General features: G+C 40.3%; 14 protein-coding genes and 5 tRNA genes. 4 read left to right on the top strand and 15 right to left on the bottom strand.

Features of this window, described 5'->3' with window-relative positions:
* Positions 1-47 precede the first annotated feature (47 nt).
* The 10 genes from rplK to purE form a co-directional block, all read right to left on the bottom strand.
* On the bottom strand, positions 48-485 hold the full coding sequence (rplK, locus tag V9G42_07180) for a 50S ribosomal protein L11 (GenBank protein MEI2759197.1): 438 nt from the start codon (positions 483-485) through the stop codon (positions 48-50).
* A gap of 101 nt (positions 486-586) precedes the next feature.
* Entirely contained in the window at positions 587-1,132 is a 546-nt protein-coding gene (gene nusG, locus V9G42_07175; GenBank protein MEI2759196.1) for a transcription termination/antitermination protein NusG, read from the bottom strand.
* Positions 1,133-1,143: 11 nt separating this feature from the next.
* Positions 1,144-1,335 carry a preprotein translocase subunit SecE gene (secE, locus tag V9G42_07170; protein MEI2759195.1) on the bottom strand — a complete coding sequence of 64 codons (192 nt, stop codon included), beginning with the start codon at positions 1,333-1,335 and terminating at the stop codon, positions 1,144-1,146.
* 185 nt (positions 1,336-1,520) lie between these two features.
* Positions 1,521-1,591 (bottom strand) — tRNA-Trp (locus V9G42_07165).
* Between the two features lie 101 nt (positions 1,592-1,692).
* Positions 1,693-2,880, bottom strand: a complete 1,188-nt coding sequence (gene tuf / locus V9G42_07160) for an elongation factor Tu (GenBank protein ID MEI2759194.1) — start codon at positions 2,878-2,880, stop codon at positions 1,693-1,695.
* A 235-nt stretch (positions 2,881-3,115) separates the two neighbouring features.
* Positions 3,116-3,187: transfer RNA gene (locus V9G42_07155), tRNA-Thr, on the bottom strand.
* A gap of 87 nt (positions 3,188-3,274) precedes the next feature.
* Positions 3,275-3,347 (bottom strand) — tRNA-Gly (locus tag V9G42_07150).
* A 660-nt stretch (positions 3,348-4,007) separates the two neighbouring features.
* Positions 4,008-4,090: transfer RNA gene (locus V9G42_07145), tRNA-Tyr, on the bottom strand.
* A gap of 62 nt (positions 4,091-4,152) precedes the next feature.
* Positions 4,153-4,226: transfer RNA gene (locus V9G42_07140), tRNA-Thr, on the bottom strand.
* Between the two features lie 352 nt (positions 4,227-4,578).
* Positions 4,579-5,055 (bottom strand): 5-(carboxyamino)imidazole ribonucleotide mutase, encoded by a 477-nt coding sequence (gene purE, locus V9G42_07135; GenBank protein ID MEI2759193.1) that lies wholly within the window; start codon positions 5,053-5,055, stop codon positions 4,579-4,581.
* Positions 5,056-5,161: 106 nt separating this feature from the next.
* Here purE and V9G42_07130 point away from each other — a divergent pair, with 106 nt between their 5' ends.
* The gene (locus V9G42_07130; protein MEI2759192.1) at positions 5,162-6,364 is read left to right on the top strand and encodes an MFS transporter; all 1,203 of its coding nucleotides are present in this window, start codon (positions 5,162-5,164) and stop codon (positions 6,362-6,364) included.
* A 5-nt stretch (positions 6,365-6,369) separates the two neighbouring features.
* Here the strand turns inward: V9G42_07130 and V9G42_07125 are convergent, their stop codons facing one another.
* Together V9G42_07125 and V9G42_07120 are read right to left on the bottom strand one after the other, a co-directional pair.
* Positions 6,370-7,029, bottom strand: a complete 660-nt coding sequence (locus tag V9G42_07125; GenBank protein ID MEI2759191.1) for a DUF2461 domain-containing protein — start codon at positions 7,027-7,029, stop codon at positions 6,370-6,372.
* Positions 7,030-7,057: 28 nt separating this feature from the next.
* Positions 7,058-11,368: a GEVED domain-containing protein gene (locus tag V9G42_07120; GenBank protein MEI2759190.1), complete on the bottom strand. Its 4,311-nt coding sequence runs from the start codon at positions 11,366-11,368 to the stop codon at positions 7,058-7,060.
* A 309-nt stretch (positions 11,369-11,677) separates the two neighbouring features.
* Between V9G42_07120 and serS the strand changes: the two genes are divergently transcribed.
* Genes serS through V9G42_07105 form a run of 3 tightly spaced genes read left to right on the top strand, consistent with a single transcriptional unit; the run spans position 11,678 to position 16,944 of the window.
* Positions 11,678-12,946 (top strand): serine--tRNA ligase, encoded by a 1,269-nt coding sequence (serS, locus tag V9G42_07115; protein MEI2759189.1) that lies wholly within the window; start codon positions 11,678-11,680, stop codon positions 12,944-12,946.
* A gap of 3 nt (positions 12,947-12,949) precedes the next feature.
* On the top strand, positions 12,950-14,788 hold the full coding sequence (locus V9G42_07110; GenBank protein MEI2759188.1) for a tetratricopeptide repeat protein: 1,839 nt from the start codon (positions 12,950-12,952) through the stop codon (positions 14,786-14,788).
* Between the two features lie 47 nt (positions 14,789-14,835).
* On the top strand, positions 14,836-16,944 hold the full coding sequence (locus V9G42_07105) for a cytochrome c biogenesis protein CcdA (protein ID MEI2759187.1): 2,109 nt from the start codon (positions 14,836-14,838) through the stop codon (positions 16,942-16,944).
* 45 nt (positions 16,945-16,989) lie between these two features.
* Here V9G42_07105 and V9G42_07100 read toward each other — a convergent pair whose 3' ends face one another.
* Genes V9G42_07100 through ccsA form a run of 3 tightly spaced genes read right to left on the bottom strand, consistent with a single transcriptional unit; the run spans position 16,990 to position 18,244 of the window.
* The gene (locus tag V9G42_07100) at positions 16,990-17,373 is read right to left on the bottom strand and encodes a cytochrome c maturation protein CcmE (protein ID MEI2759186.1); all 384 of its coding nucleotides are present in this window, start codon (positions 17,371-17,373) and stop codon (positions 16,990-16,992) included.
* An 8-nt stretch (positions 17,374-17,381) separates the two neighbouring features.
* Complete coding sequence (locus V9G42_07095) at positions 17,382-17,609, bottom strand: CcmD family protein (GenBank protein MEI2759185.1); 228 nt, start codon at positions 17,607-17,609, stop codon at positions 17,382-17,384.
* Complete coding sequence (gene ccsA, locus V9G42_07090) at positions 17,588-18,244, bottom strand: cytochrome c biogenesis protein CcsA (GenBank protein MEI2759184.1); 657 nt, start codon at positions 18,242-18,244, stop codon at positions 17,588-17,590. The genes V9G42_07095 and ccsA overlap by 22 nt, the downstream gene beginning before the upstream one ends.
* Between the last annotated feature and the right edge of the window lie 27 nt (positions 18,245-18,271).

The following is an 18,271-nucleotide window of genomic DNA, read 5'->3' as shown; positions in this document are numbered from 1 at the left end:
CTGTTAATTTACTTTTTTAATGTTGCTGAACAACTTCTGTTCTGCAATTAATAAGGTTTTTGACCTTCTATGGTTATACCTAAGCTACGTGCAGTACCTGCCACCATGCTCATGGCTTTTTCAATGGTAAAACAATTTAAGTCAGGCATTTTATCTTCTGCTATTGCTTTTACTTGTTCCCACTTAACGGATCCTGATTTTTTACGGTTCGATTCTGCAGAACCGGCTTTAATTTTTGCTGCTTCTAACAACTGAACAGAAACCGGTGGACGTTTGATGATAAACTCAAATGACTTATCGGTATAAACTGTAATGATTACAGGCAATACTTTTCCGGCCTGATCCTGAGTGCGAGCATTGAACTGCTTGCAAAACTCCATAATGTTAACACCCTTAGCACCTAATGCAGGTCCAATTGGCGGTGCAGGATTTGCTGCTCCACCTTTTACTTGCAATTTAATGAGGGCTCCTATTTCTTTTGCCATGGTATTTTTGATTTTAATTACCGTTGATTGCTTTGTTAGAGTTTGGTGATAAGGAAGCTAAATCACCCTTTCTTTTACTGCGCACAGCGGCCTTTTGATTTTTATTCTTTTTCTACTTGCATATAACTTAACTCAAGTGGTGTTTTTCTTCCGAAAATTTTCACCATTACCTTAAGTTTTTTCTTATCTTCATGAACTTCTTCAATCACACCAGAGAAACTGTTAAACGGTCCATCTGTCACCTTCACTGTTTCTCCAACCACAAATGGAATATTCAACACTTCTTCTGAATCTACCAACTCATCTACTTTACCTAATATTCTGTTAACTTCAGACTGACGCAACGGAGCAGGTGCTTCGCCCTTTGATCCTAAGAAACTGATTACGCCAGTAATATTTTCGATAATGTGAGGTACTTCCCCTACAAGATTTGCTTCAATAAGAACATAGCCGGGAAGATAACTTCTTTCTTTACTTATTTTTTTACCATCTTTAATCTGATACACTTTCTCCGTAGGAATAAGCACCTGAGCAACATAATCAGAAAGGCCTAAACGACTTATTTCTGATTCTATATATTGCTTCACTTTCTTTTCCTTGCCGCTGATAGCACGAATCACATACCACTTCTTTCCTGTATCGGTCATCAGATTCACAATTAAAACATTTTATACAATATATTCATGATTCCTTGTGAAAGGAAATCCATGAAAAATATAATCAGTCCAATAATTAGAGAAGCAACAAGTACGATAATGGCACTATTTTGCAACTCGGCCCATGTTGGCCAGGCTACCTTGGTAGTTAGCTCAAGATAAGATTCCCGTACGTAAGCTCTGATTTTATTCATCAGTTTTATTGTTTAAACTGCTTTAGCAGCTTCTGTTCAACTTTTATGGCAACACATATTGTTATGAATTGCATTTTCTTTCAACTTTCAATCTTCCTCTGCACGAGTGGTGTCCCGATCGCTATCGGGGTCGAACTCCCATGCTTTATTCTCCTTTTATTCTTTCTACCTTTATTCTTCCTCTGCACGAGTGGAGAGATTCGAACTCCCATCAACGGTTTTGGAGACCGCTATTCTACCCTTGAACTACACTCGTAATTTATGATAGATAATTAAACTGATCTCCTGCGAAAGCCGTTGCTTCCGTGTATTGGTTTTCGTCAGCCCCGCATCACGGGGCCGACTTTTCCAATACAATTATTTAATTATCTCAGTAACCTGACCGGCACCTACTGTACGTCCACCTTCGCGGATAGCGAAACGAAGACCTTTGTCCATTGCCACAGGAACAATTAATTTTACTGTGATGGTAACGTTATCGCCTGGCATAACCATCTCACGTCCTTCAGGAAGTACGATTTCACCGGTAACATCAGTTGTACGCAGGTAGAACTGTGGACGGTATTTGTTATGGAATGGCGTGTGACGTCCACCTTCTTCTTTTTTAAGAACGTAGATTTCTGCTTTAAACTCAGTGTGTGGTGTAATTGAACCCGGCTTTGCAACAACCATACCTCTGCGGATATCAGTTTTTTCAATTCCGCGCAACAACAGACCAACGTTATCACCAGCTTCACCTCTGTCAAGTATTTTGCGGAACATTTCCACACCTGTTACTGTTGAAGTAAGCTTTTTATCTTGCATTCCGATAATTTCAACGTTATCGTTTGAGTTGATAACGCCTCTTTCGATACGACCTGTAGCAACTGTTCCACGACCTGTGATTGAGAAAACGTCTTCAACAGGCATAAGGAAAGGAAGATCAACCTGACGAGGAGGAATTGGAATGTAGGTATCTACTGCTGCCATCAATTCCATAATTTTATCTACCCATTTTGCATCAGCATTCAATCCACCTAATGCAGAACCACGAATGATAGGTGTGTTGTTACCATCAAATTCATAAAACGATAAAAGTTCGCGGATTTCCATTTCAACTAGGTCTAACAATTCCGGATCGTCAACCATGTCAACTTTATTCATAAAAACAACAATCTTAGGTACACCTACCTGACGTGCAAGCAGGATGTGCTCGCGTGTTTGAGGCATTGGACCATCTGTTGCAGCAACTACAAGTATAGCACCATCCATCTGTGCTGCACCTGTTACCATGTTCTTTACATAGTCAGCGTGTCCAGGACAGTCAACGTGTGCATAGTGACGGTTTTCTGTTTGGTACTCAACGTGCGAAGTATTGATAGTAATACCGCGTTCTTTTTCTTCAGGAGCGTTGTCGATAGAATCGAATGAACGCAATTCTGCCAGACCTTTATTTGCCAACACAGTTGTGATTGCAGCGGTCAAGGTGGTCTTTCCGTGGTCAACGTGACCAATGGTTCCAATATTTACGTGTGGTTTGGAACGATCAAATTTTTCTTTAGCCATTTTTTTATTTAATAAACAGGTTACTTAAATAATTGATTTGTGAGATATATTTAATTAATAATTGTTAACTCTAAATTCATTTCAAAGTTGATTAATGTGCGACTGGAATCTCTACCTCTCTCATTTTCTCTGCATTCGTGCCGTTGATCCCGATAGTTATCGGGATTGAACTCACCACTTTCTCAAAGTCTTCCCGAATTTTCGAGATGCTCTTTTCAACACTCAAACTTCTTTGAGCCGTTGATGAGAATTGAACTCACGACCTCTTCCTTACCAAGGAAGTGCTCTACCACTGAGCTACAACGGCTTCTTAATTCCTTGTACCTTTTTTCCAATATGCGGTGAGCCATTACAACTTTAAGTCTCAAGTCTCAATAATAACCCAAACCTTTTGAGCGGAAGACGGGGCTCGAACCCGCCACCTATAGCTTGGAAGGCTATCGCTCTACCAAATGAGCTACTTCCGCTTTTATCTTTTCTAACAACTTCTCTTTAGTTTTTTCCAAAACTGTCTATCGCTCTACCCTGCCCGAATGTACCGAAGGTACGGGCGGGCAAATGAGCTACTTCCGCTTTTATCTTTTCTATCAACTTCTCTTTAGTTTTTTCCAAAACTGTCTATCGCTCTACCCTGCCCGAATGTACCGAAGGTACGGGCGGGCAAATGAGCTACTTCCGCTTTTATCTTTTCTATCAACTTCTCTTTAGTTTTTTCCAAAACTGTCTATCGCTCTACCCTGCCCGAATGTACCGAAGGTACGGGCGGGCAAATGAGCTACTTCCGCTTTTATCTTTTCTATCAACTTCTCTTTAGTTTTTTCCAAAACTGTCTATCGCTCTACCCTGCCCGAATGTACCGAAGGTACGGGCGGGCAAATGAGCTACTTCCGCTTTTATCTTTTCAATCAACTTCTCTTTAGTTTTTTCCAAAACTGTCTATCGCTCTACCCTGCCCGAATGTACCGAAGGTACGGGCGGGCAAATGAGCTACTTCCGCTTTTATCTTTTCAATCAACTTCTCTTTAGTTTTTCCCAAAACTGTCTATCGCTCTACCCTGCCCGAATGTACCAAAGGTACGGGCGGGCAAATGAGCTACTTCCGCTTCTTTTTTTACCGGCTGCATTAGTGGGGAGTGGTGGATTCGAACCACCGAAGTCATAAGACAACAGATTTACAGTCTGTCCCATTTGGCCACTCTGGTAACTCCCCGATATTGTTCAGTTTTACCTTAGCCAAATTATTGACAAACTGAAAATTTATAAATAAAAAAGAGCCGATGGAGGGATTCGAACCCCCGACCCACTGATTACAAATCAGTAGCTCTGGCCAACTGAGCTACATCGGCCTCTTAAATATCAATGATTCCTAAACAAATTATTGTTTTTTCTAATCTGCTTCAGAAGTTATTACGCCATTAATCCACGATGTCAATGAACACACTTTACCCTTCAAAAAAGGGAACGCAAAAATAGAAAAGGATTTTTTATTAGCAAATGGTTATTGAAAATATTTTTAATTGCCCTTTAATCTGTTCTATCAAAGAGTGTAACATGTTGATAATTCATTAGTTGTCAAAATTGCATTTCAATAATATAAAAATTTATCACCACTAAAAAATCCACTCATGCCTTCTATGACATTCTTTAAATGGCTGACGGGGGCAATGATGGCGTCAAACTGAAGGATGTTTCCACAAATTATAACCCTTTATTTGACTCAATAACCTTTTCTTTTAATGATTGCTTATAGACTTCAAGTTTTTTATAAAGAGCCTTATCTGAGGTAGCTAAAATCTGAATGGCCAGCAATCCGGCATTTTGTGCAGCATTTAAAGCAACAGTAGCCACCGGTACACCATTAGGCATTTGCAGTATTGAAAGTATGGAATCCCACCCGTCAATACTATTGCTTGACTTTACGGGGACACCAATTACAGGCACAGACGTTAATGAGGCAACCATGCCCGGAAGATGGGCTGCTCCACCTGCTCCGGCTATGATGACACGGATATTTTTCTCGTAGGCCTCTTTTGCAAACTGCACCATAAGCTCCGGTGTGCGATGTGCCGAAACAATCTGTATTTGATGTTCTATCTGAAAATCAGAAAGTACCTGTGCTGCCTGTTGCATGACTTCAAGGTCTGATTTGCTACCCATAATAATTGCTACCTTCATTGTAAACCGATTGAATTGGAATGCCACAAAATTACATTAAATAAGGTAGTGCATAAGTATTTTTAATCTTCTTGCTTTGCAAGGTAAGTTCTTTCAATTTTGCCACATGTTGCAACGTTTAAAATCACTTTTTGCAGGTGCCTATGGTGGCATTTCACACGATGTGTGGTTGCTGTCTGCTGTGATGCTCATTAACAGAAGCGGCACTATGGTAATATTTTTTCTATCGGTTTATCTGACCGAGAAATTAGGGCTTACAGTGCAACAAACCGGTGTGGTGTTGGCCTGCTTTGGCGCAGGAAGTTTTACAGGTGCTTTTGCCGGAGGTAAATTAACCGACATTATAGGCTACCGTCCCGTAATGCTCATTAGTTTATTTACCGGTGGCTGCCTGTTTATGCTCATATCTTTTATTCACTCCTATTTATATCTATGCATTTCATTCTTTTTTCTAAGCATCTTCAGTGAATCCTATCGTCCGGCTAATATGACGGCTATTGCTTTTTACAGTAAACCCGAAAATTACACACGCTCTATTTCAATTAACAGATTAGCTATAAATCTTGGTTTCTCAGCTGGGCCTGTTCTTGGTGGTTTGCTTGCCTCTTTAAGTTATGATTACCTGTTTTATGCCAATGGCCTCTTTTGTATTGCTGCGGCAACATTTACATTGTTTATGCTGCACAATAAGAAAGCACATCACCTACAAAAACATGGTCAAAAACAAAGTATCGTTTCACCTTATAAAGACAAAACCTATCTTTATTTTATTGTTGCTGTTTTTCTCTATGCACTTTGCTTCTTTCAGTTTTTTATCACCATGCCTTTGTTTTATAAAGACATTCATCACCTGAGTGAAAGACAGATAGGATTACTGATGATGTTTAACGGTATTATTGTTGCCCTTGTGGAAATGATTCTGGTTTACCGTCTCGAAAAACGATGGAATCTTTATCGTACCATTTCGATAGGCGGACTTCTGCTTGCCGCAACCTACCTGTGCCTTCCTTTTATTGGCGGTTTTGCCGCATTTACATTGATTATTGTTTTTGTATCATTTTCTGAAATGCTGGCTATGCCATTCATGAATTCTTATATGAATCTGAAAAGCGATATTGCCAGTCGCGGACAATATGCAGCTTTGTATTCTATGGCGTGGAGTTCGGCACAAACTGCCTTGCCAATTATTGCTACACAAACCATTGCCAACTATGGATATAACACCTTATGGATATTGTTGTCATGCCTATTGCTTATCATGACCTACATCATCAGAAAAGTTTCTCAAAAAATGAAAGTGGCTAACTAATGCAACTAATCTAAAGCCCGGTTCAGAAATTTAAGTAATGGCAACAAGGCTTTGTAAGCTTTACCCATTTCTTTTACCCCTTTTGCCGAGGTGATTAATGAATCTGACAAAGGCATAGAGGCAATATAACTTGTGTATTTCAGTAATGCAATTTCAGGATGGTTTTTTGGATAGTCTTTTGGTGCTTTTTTAAGTGCTATGTTTTCCAATGCACCAAAATATTTTTTAAATTCTTTTTCGTTTAATATCGCTTTAAACTCTTTGCTGTTATAGTCAATCTCCTGTCTGATTTTTCTTAATGTTTCTTTATCGGGCATCCATCGTCCACCGGCAAAAAACGACTTGTTGCCGGGTTGAATGTGCAGATATGCTCCTGCTGTTTCTATCTTTTTGCCTCCGGCATTGATAGCTGCTCCCAGATTTGTTTTATAAGGGGTCTTATCGGGCGAAAAACGAATGTCGCGGTAAATTCTGAAAACACAGTCCTTTGGTTCAAGGTTTTTGAGTGCGGTATCGTACTGCGTCAATTCCGTAAGCGTTTGCTTCAGGCAGTTATTAAAATCGTCCTTTGCACTTTCGTACTTGTGACGGTTTGCAGCAAACCATTCACGGTTGTTGTTAATGGCAAGTGCCCGTAAGAATGACAGCGTTTGTTTTCTTATCATACTTACGGGCACTTTGATTTTTAAAAAATTATTTCTCTACAATAAATTTACCGTTTCCTAATGAAGCACCTTCTACTTTTAAATCGAAGTGATACAAACCATTAATTAAAGTGCTTACAGGCAGGATAAAGATATTGGTGCCTGTGCCTTTTAGTTCAGCTACTTTTTTCTGCATCAATGCACGTCCTGTAAAGTCATAAATATACAGTACTGCATTTTCGAGATTCTGATTTCTGTCCACACTGAATACTACATATTCATTGGCAGGAACAGGATAAACACTTATTGGCGTGGCAGGTAAACTTAAGTTTACTGCTACTTTCTCGAACGTCTCCGATTTACCGTTAAAGTCGGTTTGTTTCAGTCTGTAGAACGAAACCCCTCTGTAAGGCTTGGTATCTATAAATTTATAATCGTGCTGTTGTGTTGAATTACCTGCACCCTTTACAGTACCCACCTTCTCGAAGTTACGTCCATCGCTGCTGCGCTCAACCGTAAAGAAATCGTTGTTTAGTTCTGTGGCTGTTGTCCAGTTACAAACTACTTCCTGATCTTTATAGGGTTTTGCTTCGAATGAAAGCAACTCTACAGGCAGTGGTTGCAACTCTCGCACAACTGCCCATGTATTTGTAAATGATGCTGCGGGAATCTGAACTGATGTGGCTGTGGGGTTTGTTTGACCGATAATGAAAGGATAGCCCCAATTGGTGCTTGAGCTATACACCTGTGCACGATAAGGAGATGAACCTGCCGATGCATTTTCTGACGGAACCCAGTTAAGTTTCAAATCGCGGCTGCTGACTGTACCTGCATCATTAATTTGCCAAAAACGGTCAACCATGTAGGGGCTGTTATCCGTAAATGGTGGTGCAAACCAGGTGTTCATATAAATATCTGAAACGCCTGTTGGTATTGGTGTATTTGCAGGTATTGTAGTATAGGTTGTTAGCGTAACATCTGCATCGCCATTATTTACCGTATAATCTACAGGAATATAAGTTCCTGCAGAATTGGCAAATGGGAATGTAAAAGTTGTTGGATAGGCTGCAGGTGTACCAATTTTCCATCGGAATCTGCCATAGTTTGGCGGATTGGTTTCTGCAATCAGTACGCCTGTATTTCTTGTCAATGCAGTGGTTGAACCTGTATTACTCATTAAACTCAATGTGCGCATGGCAACCGGATTTCCATTAAGCTGCAGTCTGCCTTGTGTTAGATGCAGTGTATCTGTAACAGTAACATCTCTATTAAGACGAACGGGGTTTGCCGGTGCAGGTTTATTTAATGTCATTGCCATAAAGGTAGTGTTATTGGCTCCATCAATATTTTGAGGATTCATACCATTAAACGTAAAATCGCTATTACCTGCAGTGAAAGTACCGGAGTTGTTCCAATGACCACCTATATAGGCCATGAAGGTAGAGTAAGTACGTTTGTATTTAAATGTAAGGTTGGGCCGCTGTGTTGTAGTACAGACACCATCGGTTGAATGAGCAGCTAATGTCCCGTTAAGTTTAATTCTTATTTGTGTTGCCGCTGTCATGGCACCAATAGTTGGTGTTGAAATGGTTATGGTAGAACCTGCAATACCGGTAATTATTGTGCCGGGTGCAAAAACACCTAAAGGCGATATTGATTCTATAGCAAGCCCAACCGAAAGGTGTGGCAATGAACCCTGAAGAAATGGACCCAGATTAAATGTAGTTGTTCCTGCAGGATTAGCTGTGCCCATGGCACGCATGGTAGGCGTAAAATCGCAAGCAGCATTGGGAATAGGAGCATCTGCATAAAGTTGCAGGTAACGTCTGAATCCTGTTGTTGTAGTGTACCAGGTTTGCTGACCACCACCAATGGCGTGATCATAACAAATATCAATCACCAAGGAATAAGCAAGGTTTACAGGTATGGGCGTTGACAATCCGAACTTATACTGTCCTGCTGTAGGGATACCAAGCGATGGACTGCTATAAACCAGGTTGGGCGTTGTGCCAACAGCAAATGCAGCCAATGCATTGTTTGCAGCTCCTCCACCATAAGTAAATCCTGCACTTGTATAGTACCACCGGATGCTGAAGTTTGTATAGGGATTGGTAGGGGCAACAAAATTTGACACTAAAAGAAATATAGAATCAATTTCATCACCGGTTATCATACCATAGGCGCTCAAATCTGCGGCTGTATAGACCAACTGGCATCGCTGTTTTAGTGCAGCACCATTAAGAGGCGTATAAGGCTGAATAGTCGGTAACAGGTTACCTACAGAAATGCGTGCAGTATCTGTCATTTGCGAGTTCACTTTTAAAGCAGAGGCAGGGTCGTTGATGATTAAGGAGTCTGCCACCGTTAATCTTCCTGATTTATAAACATCCACTGTAACTGTATCAGTGCCCTGAATTCTTAATTTTTTAGCTGTTGCAAAGGTGCCCTCCTTAATTACCGGACGGTTAGGGCTACTTCCGGGAATAAGGGTATTATCAGATATGGTTGGTGGATTTGCAGGACACCAGTTTACGGGGTTGTTCCAGTCATTATCAAACCCGCCAAGCCACAATTTACCATAGCCCAGGCCCGGCCATGAATTACATGAAGGAATTATGGTAACTGAATAATCTTCTGTTTCGCCATACGTGGCGGAAGAGCAAGCGTCTATATTTGCTCTTGCATATACTTCGCGCACACGCAAGGTTGTAGTACCGATATAGGCACTTACGGGCACCGTGAAAGACACTGAGTAGGTGGCATTGGCAACCATTGAAGGCGACTGAGCAATTTTTTCAGGAGCGAAATTATCAAACACACCATCGTGATTAAAGTCAATAAATGCTGCAATATAGTTTGAACCAGCCCAGGTACCTACTTTTAAATAAATTGTATATGTAGTCATGCCATTGGCCATCAACACGGTAGTTTTACCGGGCACAGCAGCAAATTTTTCATAATCGGGAGGGTGGGCACTAAAAGGTGCAGGGCCACCCCACCAGGGGGCAATATTCGGGCCGCAGCAGTTCAATGCATTATTGATTACCGGATAACCGGACTCTCCAGCGAGTTGAACCTGTGCCACATAGTCGTTGTTGGTATAGGATCCTCCAAGCCACGATGTACCTGTGGAATAAGATGGTGGATTTCCACCACAATAAGCTACATCAATAGGCCGGCAACCTCCCAAGGTTCCCGTTGAAGGTGTATATGGAGTGGAAACAGCTCCCTTTTTGAGTCGAATCCAATTATATTCACCGTCAACACAATTTCCTGCAGTAGCCACGCCAGGCGCCTTAATATCGTAGGTTACCCAAAAATAGTTTTTACCATTGTTGAGTCTGAATGTTGCAATAGGAAAAAACGAATAGTTTGTAGCACATAATGTAGGAATTGTGGCTCCTACCTGAATGGCATTGGCTATACCGTTAAAGACATCTGTTCCTCCTGTCCACCACAATTTAGCATTTTGTGCATCGCCACAGGCATTGGTAGAGCCAATGTAGCTGAAGTTGATAGAGTCAATAGAATAATAATTATTAGCAGTTACATCATCACCGCCATCAATTACCACTTCAACACCGTAAATCAAATTATTGGTTGAGCCCGGTGGCACGGCAGAAGTACCCTGAAAAGACATTTTAGTAGATACAAAAGACTGTGCTTTTGGATAGGTGTTGATAGAAATGTCGTCAATATAAATATTTCCACCGTTGGCTGTTGTATGCTGGTTGGTAAAAACAAAAATCAAATATCGCTGTGATGCTACCGTAAATGCGTTGTTTGGGATAGTAACCTGATACTGATACCAACCTGCAGCACCACTAACCGGATTAGAATTCCACCACCGTGGCACAACATTTCCAAAGCCAAAAGGAGCAACCTGCTGAATGGCTAAACGAAGAGCAGCACCATAGATATTTCCCGGAGTATCATAGACAATTAAATTGGAGTCGTTTAAAAAAACAGAAACACTATCCAGAAAGCCTGTATTCACGGCATCTCTATACATCCAGAAAGTTGCAGTGGTGCCACCAACGGGCATATTGGTAAAATCCAATGCACGCGAAGCAATATAGGCTTTCTCGCCAGCCTGTGTCATATATCCGCAACGATAGCGTGCCATACCGGCACCACTGTGAGTTCCCGGAGGGGTTCCGGCAGGGTTTGAGGACACTGTAACACGCTCGCAATAGTTTTCTAAATCGGAACTTGTTCCTGTGTAGCTTGTATTCCATCCCAAAGGAGGAAATGTAGTACCATTAAAAGACTCATTAATGACTAGCTGACCCGATGAATTGCTTACAGTGCATAAAAATGCAAGTGCAAGACAAACTATAAATGAGTAAAACTTTTGCATGATTTGAATATTAATTTGAATGATTGGTTTTTATACAAATATTTAAGAATACAAATATACTCATCAACAAATTATTAACCATTGATTGCAGAAGAAATTTCACCATAAAGACTAAAATTTTTCTTTACGATAGAAACATGCCTAAAGTTTAATAGATATGTTTCTACAAATCGCATTCCTGCTTCCACATAAAGACTGCCAATACACAATTTTGTTTTTTTGTCTTTTCTACCTGCACAACAACAACGGCAATAATTTTGGTTTAATGTTAATTGGTTATACTGTACTTTTGCGGACTTAATTCTGTTTATGTTAGAACTTTCAAAAATAAGAGAAAATCATTTAGAAATAATCAAAAAGCTTGCCATAAAGAACTTTAATGCTTTGGAAATTGTAGAATTAGCTCTAAAGCATGATGAGCAAAGGCGACAGTTGCAAAAAGAAAACGATACCTGCCTTGCACAACAAAACAAGCTGGCAGCGGAGATTGGCGCAGCGATGAAAGCCGGAAAAAAAGAAGAGGCACAGCAGCTTAAAGAAAAAAATGCTGCATTGAAAGAAACCTCCAAAAAACTGCAAACAGAATTAGAAACAACAGAGAAACTTCTTGAGGATGAGTTGGTAAAATTGCCTAATATTCCCTCTGCAAAAGTATCTGCAGGCAAATCATCTGCCGATAACGATATTGTATTTACGGTGACGGCATTGCCGCAGTTATCAGTTAAAACTCCACATTGGGAGCTTTGCACAAAATACGACCTGATAGACTTTGAAACCGGAGTTAAACTAACAGGTGCAGGCTTTCCGGTTTATAGGGGCAAAGGTGCCAGACTACAGCGTGCATTAATCAATTTTTTTCTAGATAAAGCAGTGGCAGCCGGTTATCTTGAAGTGCAGCCACCTATCTTAGTCAATCACGATTCAGGTTTCGGAACGGGTCAGTTGCCCGACAAAGAAGGGCAGATGTATTTTGTTTCTGAAGACCAGCTTTATCTGATACCCACTGCCGAAGTACCTGTTACCAACATTTACAGAAATACCATTTTAAAAGAGAGCGATTTTCCACAAAAACTAACAGCCTACACTCCCTGTTTCAGACGCGAAGCGGGCTCTTATGGTAAAGATGTTCGCGGACTCAACAGATTGCATCAGTTCGATAAGGTAGAAATTGTGCGCATAGAGCATCCTGAAAATTCATATCAGGTGCTGGAAGAAATGAAAGACTATGTTTGTTCGCTATTAGAACAATTAGAATTGCCCTATCGCGTTTTAAAACTCTGTGGTGGTGATATGAGTTTTGCATCGGCACTTACTTATGACATGGAAGTGTTTTCTGCTGCTCAGGAAAAATGGCTTGAGGTGAGTTCGGTTTCTAATTTTGAAAGCTTTCAGAGCAACCGTTTAAAATTACGTTTCAAAGGCAACGATGGAAAAACACAATTAGCACATACCTTAAACGGAAGTGCACTGGCATTGCCAAGAATTGTAGCTGCACTTTTGGAAAACAATTACAACGGACAGTACATTCAAATACCCAAAGCAATACAGCACTACACAGGATTTGACCGCATAGATTAAAAGATGTTTACAACAAGATTATTTCAGCATTTAAAAAAGGTGGCATTCCTAACAGTACCCGCAGTGCTGCTGTGTTTTCTGGTGTCTGCACAGGGGCTCAATAATCTTGATCTGGCCCGTCAGTATGAATCAACAGGCGAGTTTGACAAAGCAGCCGTGTATTACGAAAAGCAATACAACATTGACCCCTTTGGAACTTATGAGCCTTATCTGAAATGTCTGAAACAAATTAAAGACTATAAAGAAGCCGAAAAGCTGATTAAAAAACAGGCAAAACGTGGTGCAGGTGCAGGAAAATACACTGTTGACTTAGGCTTGCTGTATGAAATGGAAGGCGACACCGAAAAAGCAAAAAAGCAGTTTGAAACAGCCATAAAAAACCTACATCCTGACGCAGGTGACATTTACGCAGTTGCCAACACTTTTATTATGAATGGCAAGCCAGACTTAGCTCTGGAAACCTTTCTGAAAGGCAGAAGCTTGGTGCCGGACAACAACTTTGGTTTTGATATTGCAGAACTGTATGGCCGCAAAGGCGAAACACAGAAAATGATTGACGAGTACTTAGACATTATGACTGAAAACACCCTTTTTCAGGCTAATGTACAATCGGTATTGCAATATAAACTGAGTCAGGACAGCGATTCCAATCTGGCAAATCTGTTGCGCCTGTCATTGCTTCGCAAAATTCAGCGTGAGCCATCACAACTCATTTACAACGAGTTTTTGTACTGGCTTTTTATGCAGGAAAAAGATTTTGAATCGGCATTAATTCAGGCTAAAGCATTAGACAAAAAAACAGGTGACACCGGCAACAGAATTTATTCGTTAGGCGAAATATGTATTTCGAATCAGGCGTGGACAGTGGCTGAAAAATGTTTTGACTACATTGTTGCTAAAGGAAGCAATCATCCGCTTTATATCAGAGCAAAAATTGCTATGCTAAGCGCAGCCTTTGAAAAAACAACAGAAAGTCATTACACCCAAGCCGAACTACTGACCTTAGAAAAACAATTTACAGAAGCATTGCAGGCTTTGGGCAAAAATTCTATTACAGCGCCATTGATGGTGCAACAGGCACAGTTAGAAGCTTTTTATCTTGACAAAGTTGCAGAAGGACGAAAAATTTTGGAAGAAGTAATTGCCATGCCGGCCTTGTCGTCAAACTATATTGCAGAAGTAAAATTAGCGTTGGGCGACATTATGATTTTAGATGGCGACCTGTGGGAAGCCTCACTCACCTACTCGCAGGTTGACAAAGATTTTAAACACGATGCCATTGGGCGCGAAGCAAAATTCCGTAATGCAAGACTATCCTATTACTTAGGAGAATTTGAATGGGCAGAAGCACAATTAAATGTTTTGAAGCAAGCTACTTCGCAACTGATATCAAACGATGCGCTGGACCTTGCATTGCTTATTTCGGACAACATTGGCGATGACTCCATTACTGAGCCATTACAGATTTACTCACGCGCAGAACTACTGGCCTTTCAACATAAAAACGACCTTGCACTGCAAACATTAGACAGTATTCTTGTGCTCTATCCGGGAAGAAAAATTACAGCCAATGTATGGTTTAAAAAGGCAGGAATTTATATTACAAAAGGAGACTTTGACAGCGCTATTATGCTCTATAGTGACATCGTAAAAAACTATGCAGATGGTGTACTTGCCGATGATGCCCTGTTCAGAATAGGCACTATTTATGAAAACAATCTGAAGGATATCGAAAAGGCAAAAAGCACTTATGAGCAATTTATTGATAAATACCCTTCGAGTGTATTCATTGCAGAAGCGCGAAGACATTACAGATTACTGAGAGGTGACAAAATAAACTGACTTTGTTACAAAACTCACATTCCATAACGGTTTGATTTTGTTATTTTGTGCCACATTTAAAACCGGACTTCAATCCGGTGAAGTTAAATCTGAATATGCAACAAAGTTTGAGAATTATTATCACTGCCATCATCCTGTTTTTCAATACAGGCATCAAGGCACAGATTTTTGAAGGTGCAAAGTGGAGTTTCAGGGTTGAACAGACCGACAGTTGTGAAGCCACATTGATATTAAAAGCAGTAACGGTTGATAAATTTCACATCTATTCTCAAACCATCAATGGCGCTGACGGCCCCATACCAACGAGTTTTACTTTTAATCATTCGCCCGAATACACTACCATTGGTAAGGTAAAAGAAGGCCATGCAGAAGAAGTCTATGATCAGCAGTTTCAGATGAAACTTAAATTTTTTCATGGTGAAACAGAGTTTAAGCAAAAAATAAAAATCAACACCAGAAAAAAATTCAGCATAACGGGTTTTGTAACCTTTATGGCATGTGATGATGAAAAATGCCTTCCACCAACAGATATTGACTTTAAGTTTGATTTGAATGAAGGCAAGAAAAAATCGTGTGCAACAACTGAACTTGCAGTTCCTGTAAACAATACAACAACGGCAGTTACAGACACTGCACAGGCAGCAATGCCACCGGCACATATAGATTCAGCAACTGCATCGGCACAAAACGACAGTGTATTTACAGAAGTAGCACAAGTATCGGAACTGGAGCCGGGCTGCGGCAGCGATAACACCACAACTGCAACCGACAAAAGCATGCTCGGTATTTTTATTGCAGGATTTTTAGGTGGCTTTTTAGCATTGCTTACCCCATGCGTTTTTCCAATGATTCCTATGACAGTGAGTTTCTTTACAAAACGCAGCGGTTCAAGACAGAAGGGATTGATGAATGCATTAATCTACTCTATTTCCATCATAGTAATTTATGTTGGACTGGGCTTTTTGGTTACTGTAACATTAGGCAGTGATGCACTCAATGATATGGCAAGCAGTGTCTTTTTTAATATGACATTTTTTATTGTATTCCTGATTTTTGCATTTTCATTTTTTGGTGCCTTTGAAATTGTATTGCCAAGCTGGCTGGTTAACAAAGCCGACAGTGCCTCTGACCGTGGTGGACTGATAGGAATTTTCTTTATGGCCTTTACTTTGACATTGGTTTCCTTTTCATGTACTGGACCCATCATAGGAACCCTTTTGGTTGAAGCGGCACACAATGGAAGCTATTTAGGACCCATTACAGGGATGACCGGTTTTGCCTTAGCACTGGCATTGCCTTTTGGACTCTTCTCTGCTTTTCCGGGCTGGTTAAATTCTATGCCTAAATCCGGAGGGTGGCTCAATACCGTAAAAGTTACACTTGGTTTTATTGAACTTGCACTGGCTTTCAAATTTTTATCCAATGTGGACCTTGCCTACCACTGGGGATTTTTGAAGCGTGAAATATTTATTGCCATTTGGGTAATTATCTTTGGTATGCTGGGCTTCTATTTGCTGGGGAAACTAAAGTTTTCACATGACAGCGATGTAAAACATATCACTGTTCCCCGACTGATGTTTGCTATTATTTCGCTGACATTTACATTGTATCTTATTCCCGGAATATGGGGTGCGCCCTTAAAAATGATTAGTGGATTTCCTCCACCTGAGTTTTACAAAGAATGGGTGACAGAAAAATCAAGCAATCATTGCCCGCATAACCTGAACTGCTATCACGACTATGATGCAGGTATGGCCTATGCAAAAACTGTGGGAAAGCCGGTGATGGTTGATTTTACAGGATGGAGCTGTGTTAACTGCCGCAAGATGGAAGACAATGTGTGGAGCGACCCGGAAGTATTAAAAAGACTTTCGGATAAATATGTACTCATTTCACTGTATGTTGACGATAAGGAACAACTTCCCGAAAACCAACAATATGTTTCGGCAACTACAGGTAAAAAAATAAGAACAATAGGAAACAAATGGAGTGATTTGCAAACAAATGTTTACAAAACAAACTCTCAGCCTTATTATGTTTTATTAGATCATCAGGGCAAAATTCTTGCAGAACCACGCGGATATACTCCTGATATTAAAACCTACACCAAGTATCTTGATGAAGGTTTATGCCGTTTCGAAAAGCGGAAAAAATAAACAGGATTGCTGTCGGACAACAGCTGTGTTTTGATAAAAAAAAGTTTAGCTCTTCTGTGCTTCGTCAGCATACTTGCTGGGGCACTTCAACAAAATATCTGAAGCAATAAAATCTTCGCCTTTCATTTTGCCGATAATTACAATCTGTTCGGATTTATCAAAGTCCTGCGGCTTGGCTTTATTGAGCAATACTTTTCTTTCGTTGCCATTGTTATCGTACAGATAAAATGTAAAAAGGTTGGCATTTTTTTCAGGATGGTATTCATACGGTTTGTCGCGGTTGAGTTTGCCAACCACATGAAACACTTTACCTTCATGCGATGCTGCTTCGGTAAAATTAGCATAGGTACCGGAGTCGCTCACTGTACTGATTATTGCTGCAAATGCAACTGCAATAAGTACCATGGCTATGATATAAGACTTTTTCATGATTGCTATTAATTTTTATTCTTCAATTTATCTTCTGTTCTTTTAAGTTTCCTGTCAATACTTATTAAGTAGATAAACAATACGGTTAACACTACGGCAAGCACTGCAACCACCACATAAATTTTTCCATTGCTGCGGAAGGTTTCGTCCAATGCACTTTCTGTTTGTGCTAACACATTTGTTGTTATCAACATTAAAACAGAAAAAAGTATCTTTAGTTTTCGTGAGAATTCCATAATTTTTTAATTCTTATTCGAATAGATGTTATCCAAACACCAAGCAAGGTCCAACCCATTATTGCAGGATAAAAAACAAGGCGCATCTGATTGTCCAGATCATATTGTCCAAAAGCAGGATTACCACCATTTCCGGGATGAAGAGAGTCTGTCATGCGTGGCAGAATGTAAATAAAAGCCATCATCAGCGGGAAAGCAAAAACCAAATATACTGCACTGAGTTTGGCACGTTTGGTCTCGTCTTCTGTTGATTGGCGTAGGATAAAATAAGCTGCATACATGAGCATGGCAGCAGCGGCACCATTGAGTTTGGTATCATTAACCCAAAACGCACCCCAGGTAAAACGTGCCCAAATCATACCGGTAATTAACCCTGCAATACCAAACACCATTCCTGTAATAGCATATTGTTCGGCTTTTAGGTCGTATTGAATTTTTCCACCTGAGAGATAGCGGATGCTGTAAACAATAGTCACTACCATGTGAATAATCATGGCAAACCACATGGTTACATGGAAGTATAAATTTCTTATTGACTCATTAAGTATAGGCAATTCAGGAATAGGCATAAGGAATCCTGCAAAAAGTGTAAAATACAGCAATGCTACACAAGCAATTTTCCAGGCATTATGCATGATGAAAAACGGACTTTAAAACCAACA

The sequence above is a fragment of the Bacteroidia bacterium genome (assembly GCA_037045145.1).
GTDB lineage: Bacteria > Bacteroidota > Bacteroidia > AKYH767-A > OLB10 > OLB10.
This window is presented reverse-complemented; position numbering and strand designations above follow the sequence as displayed.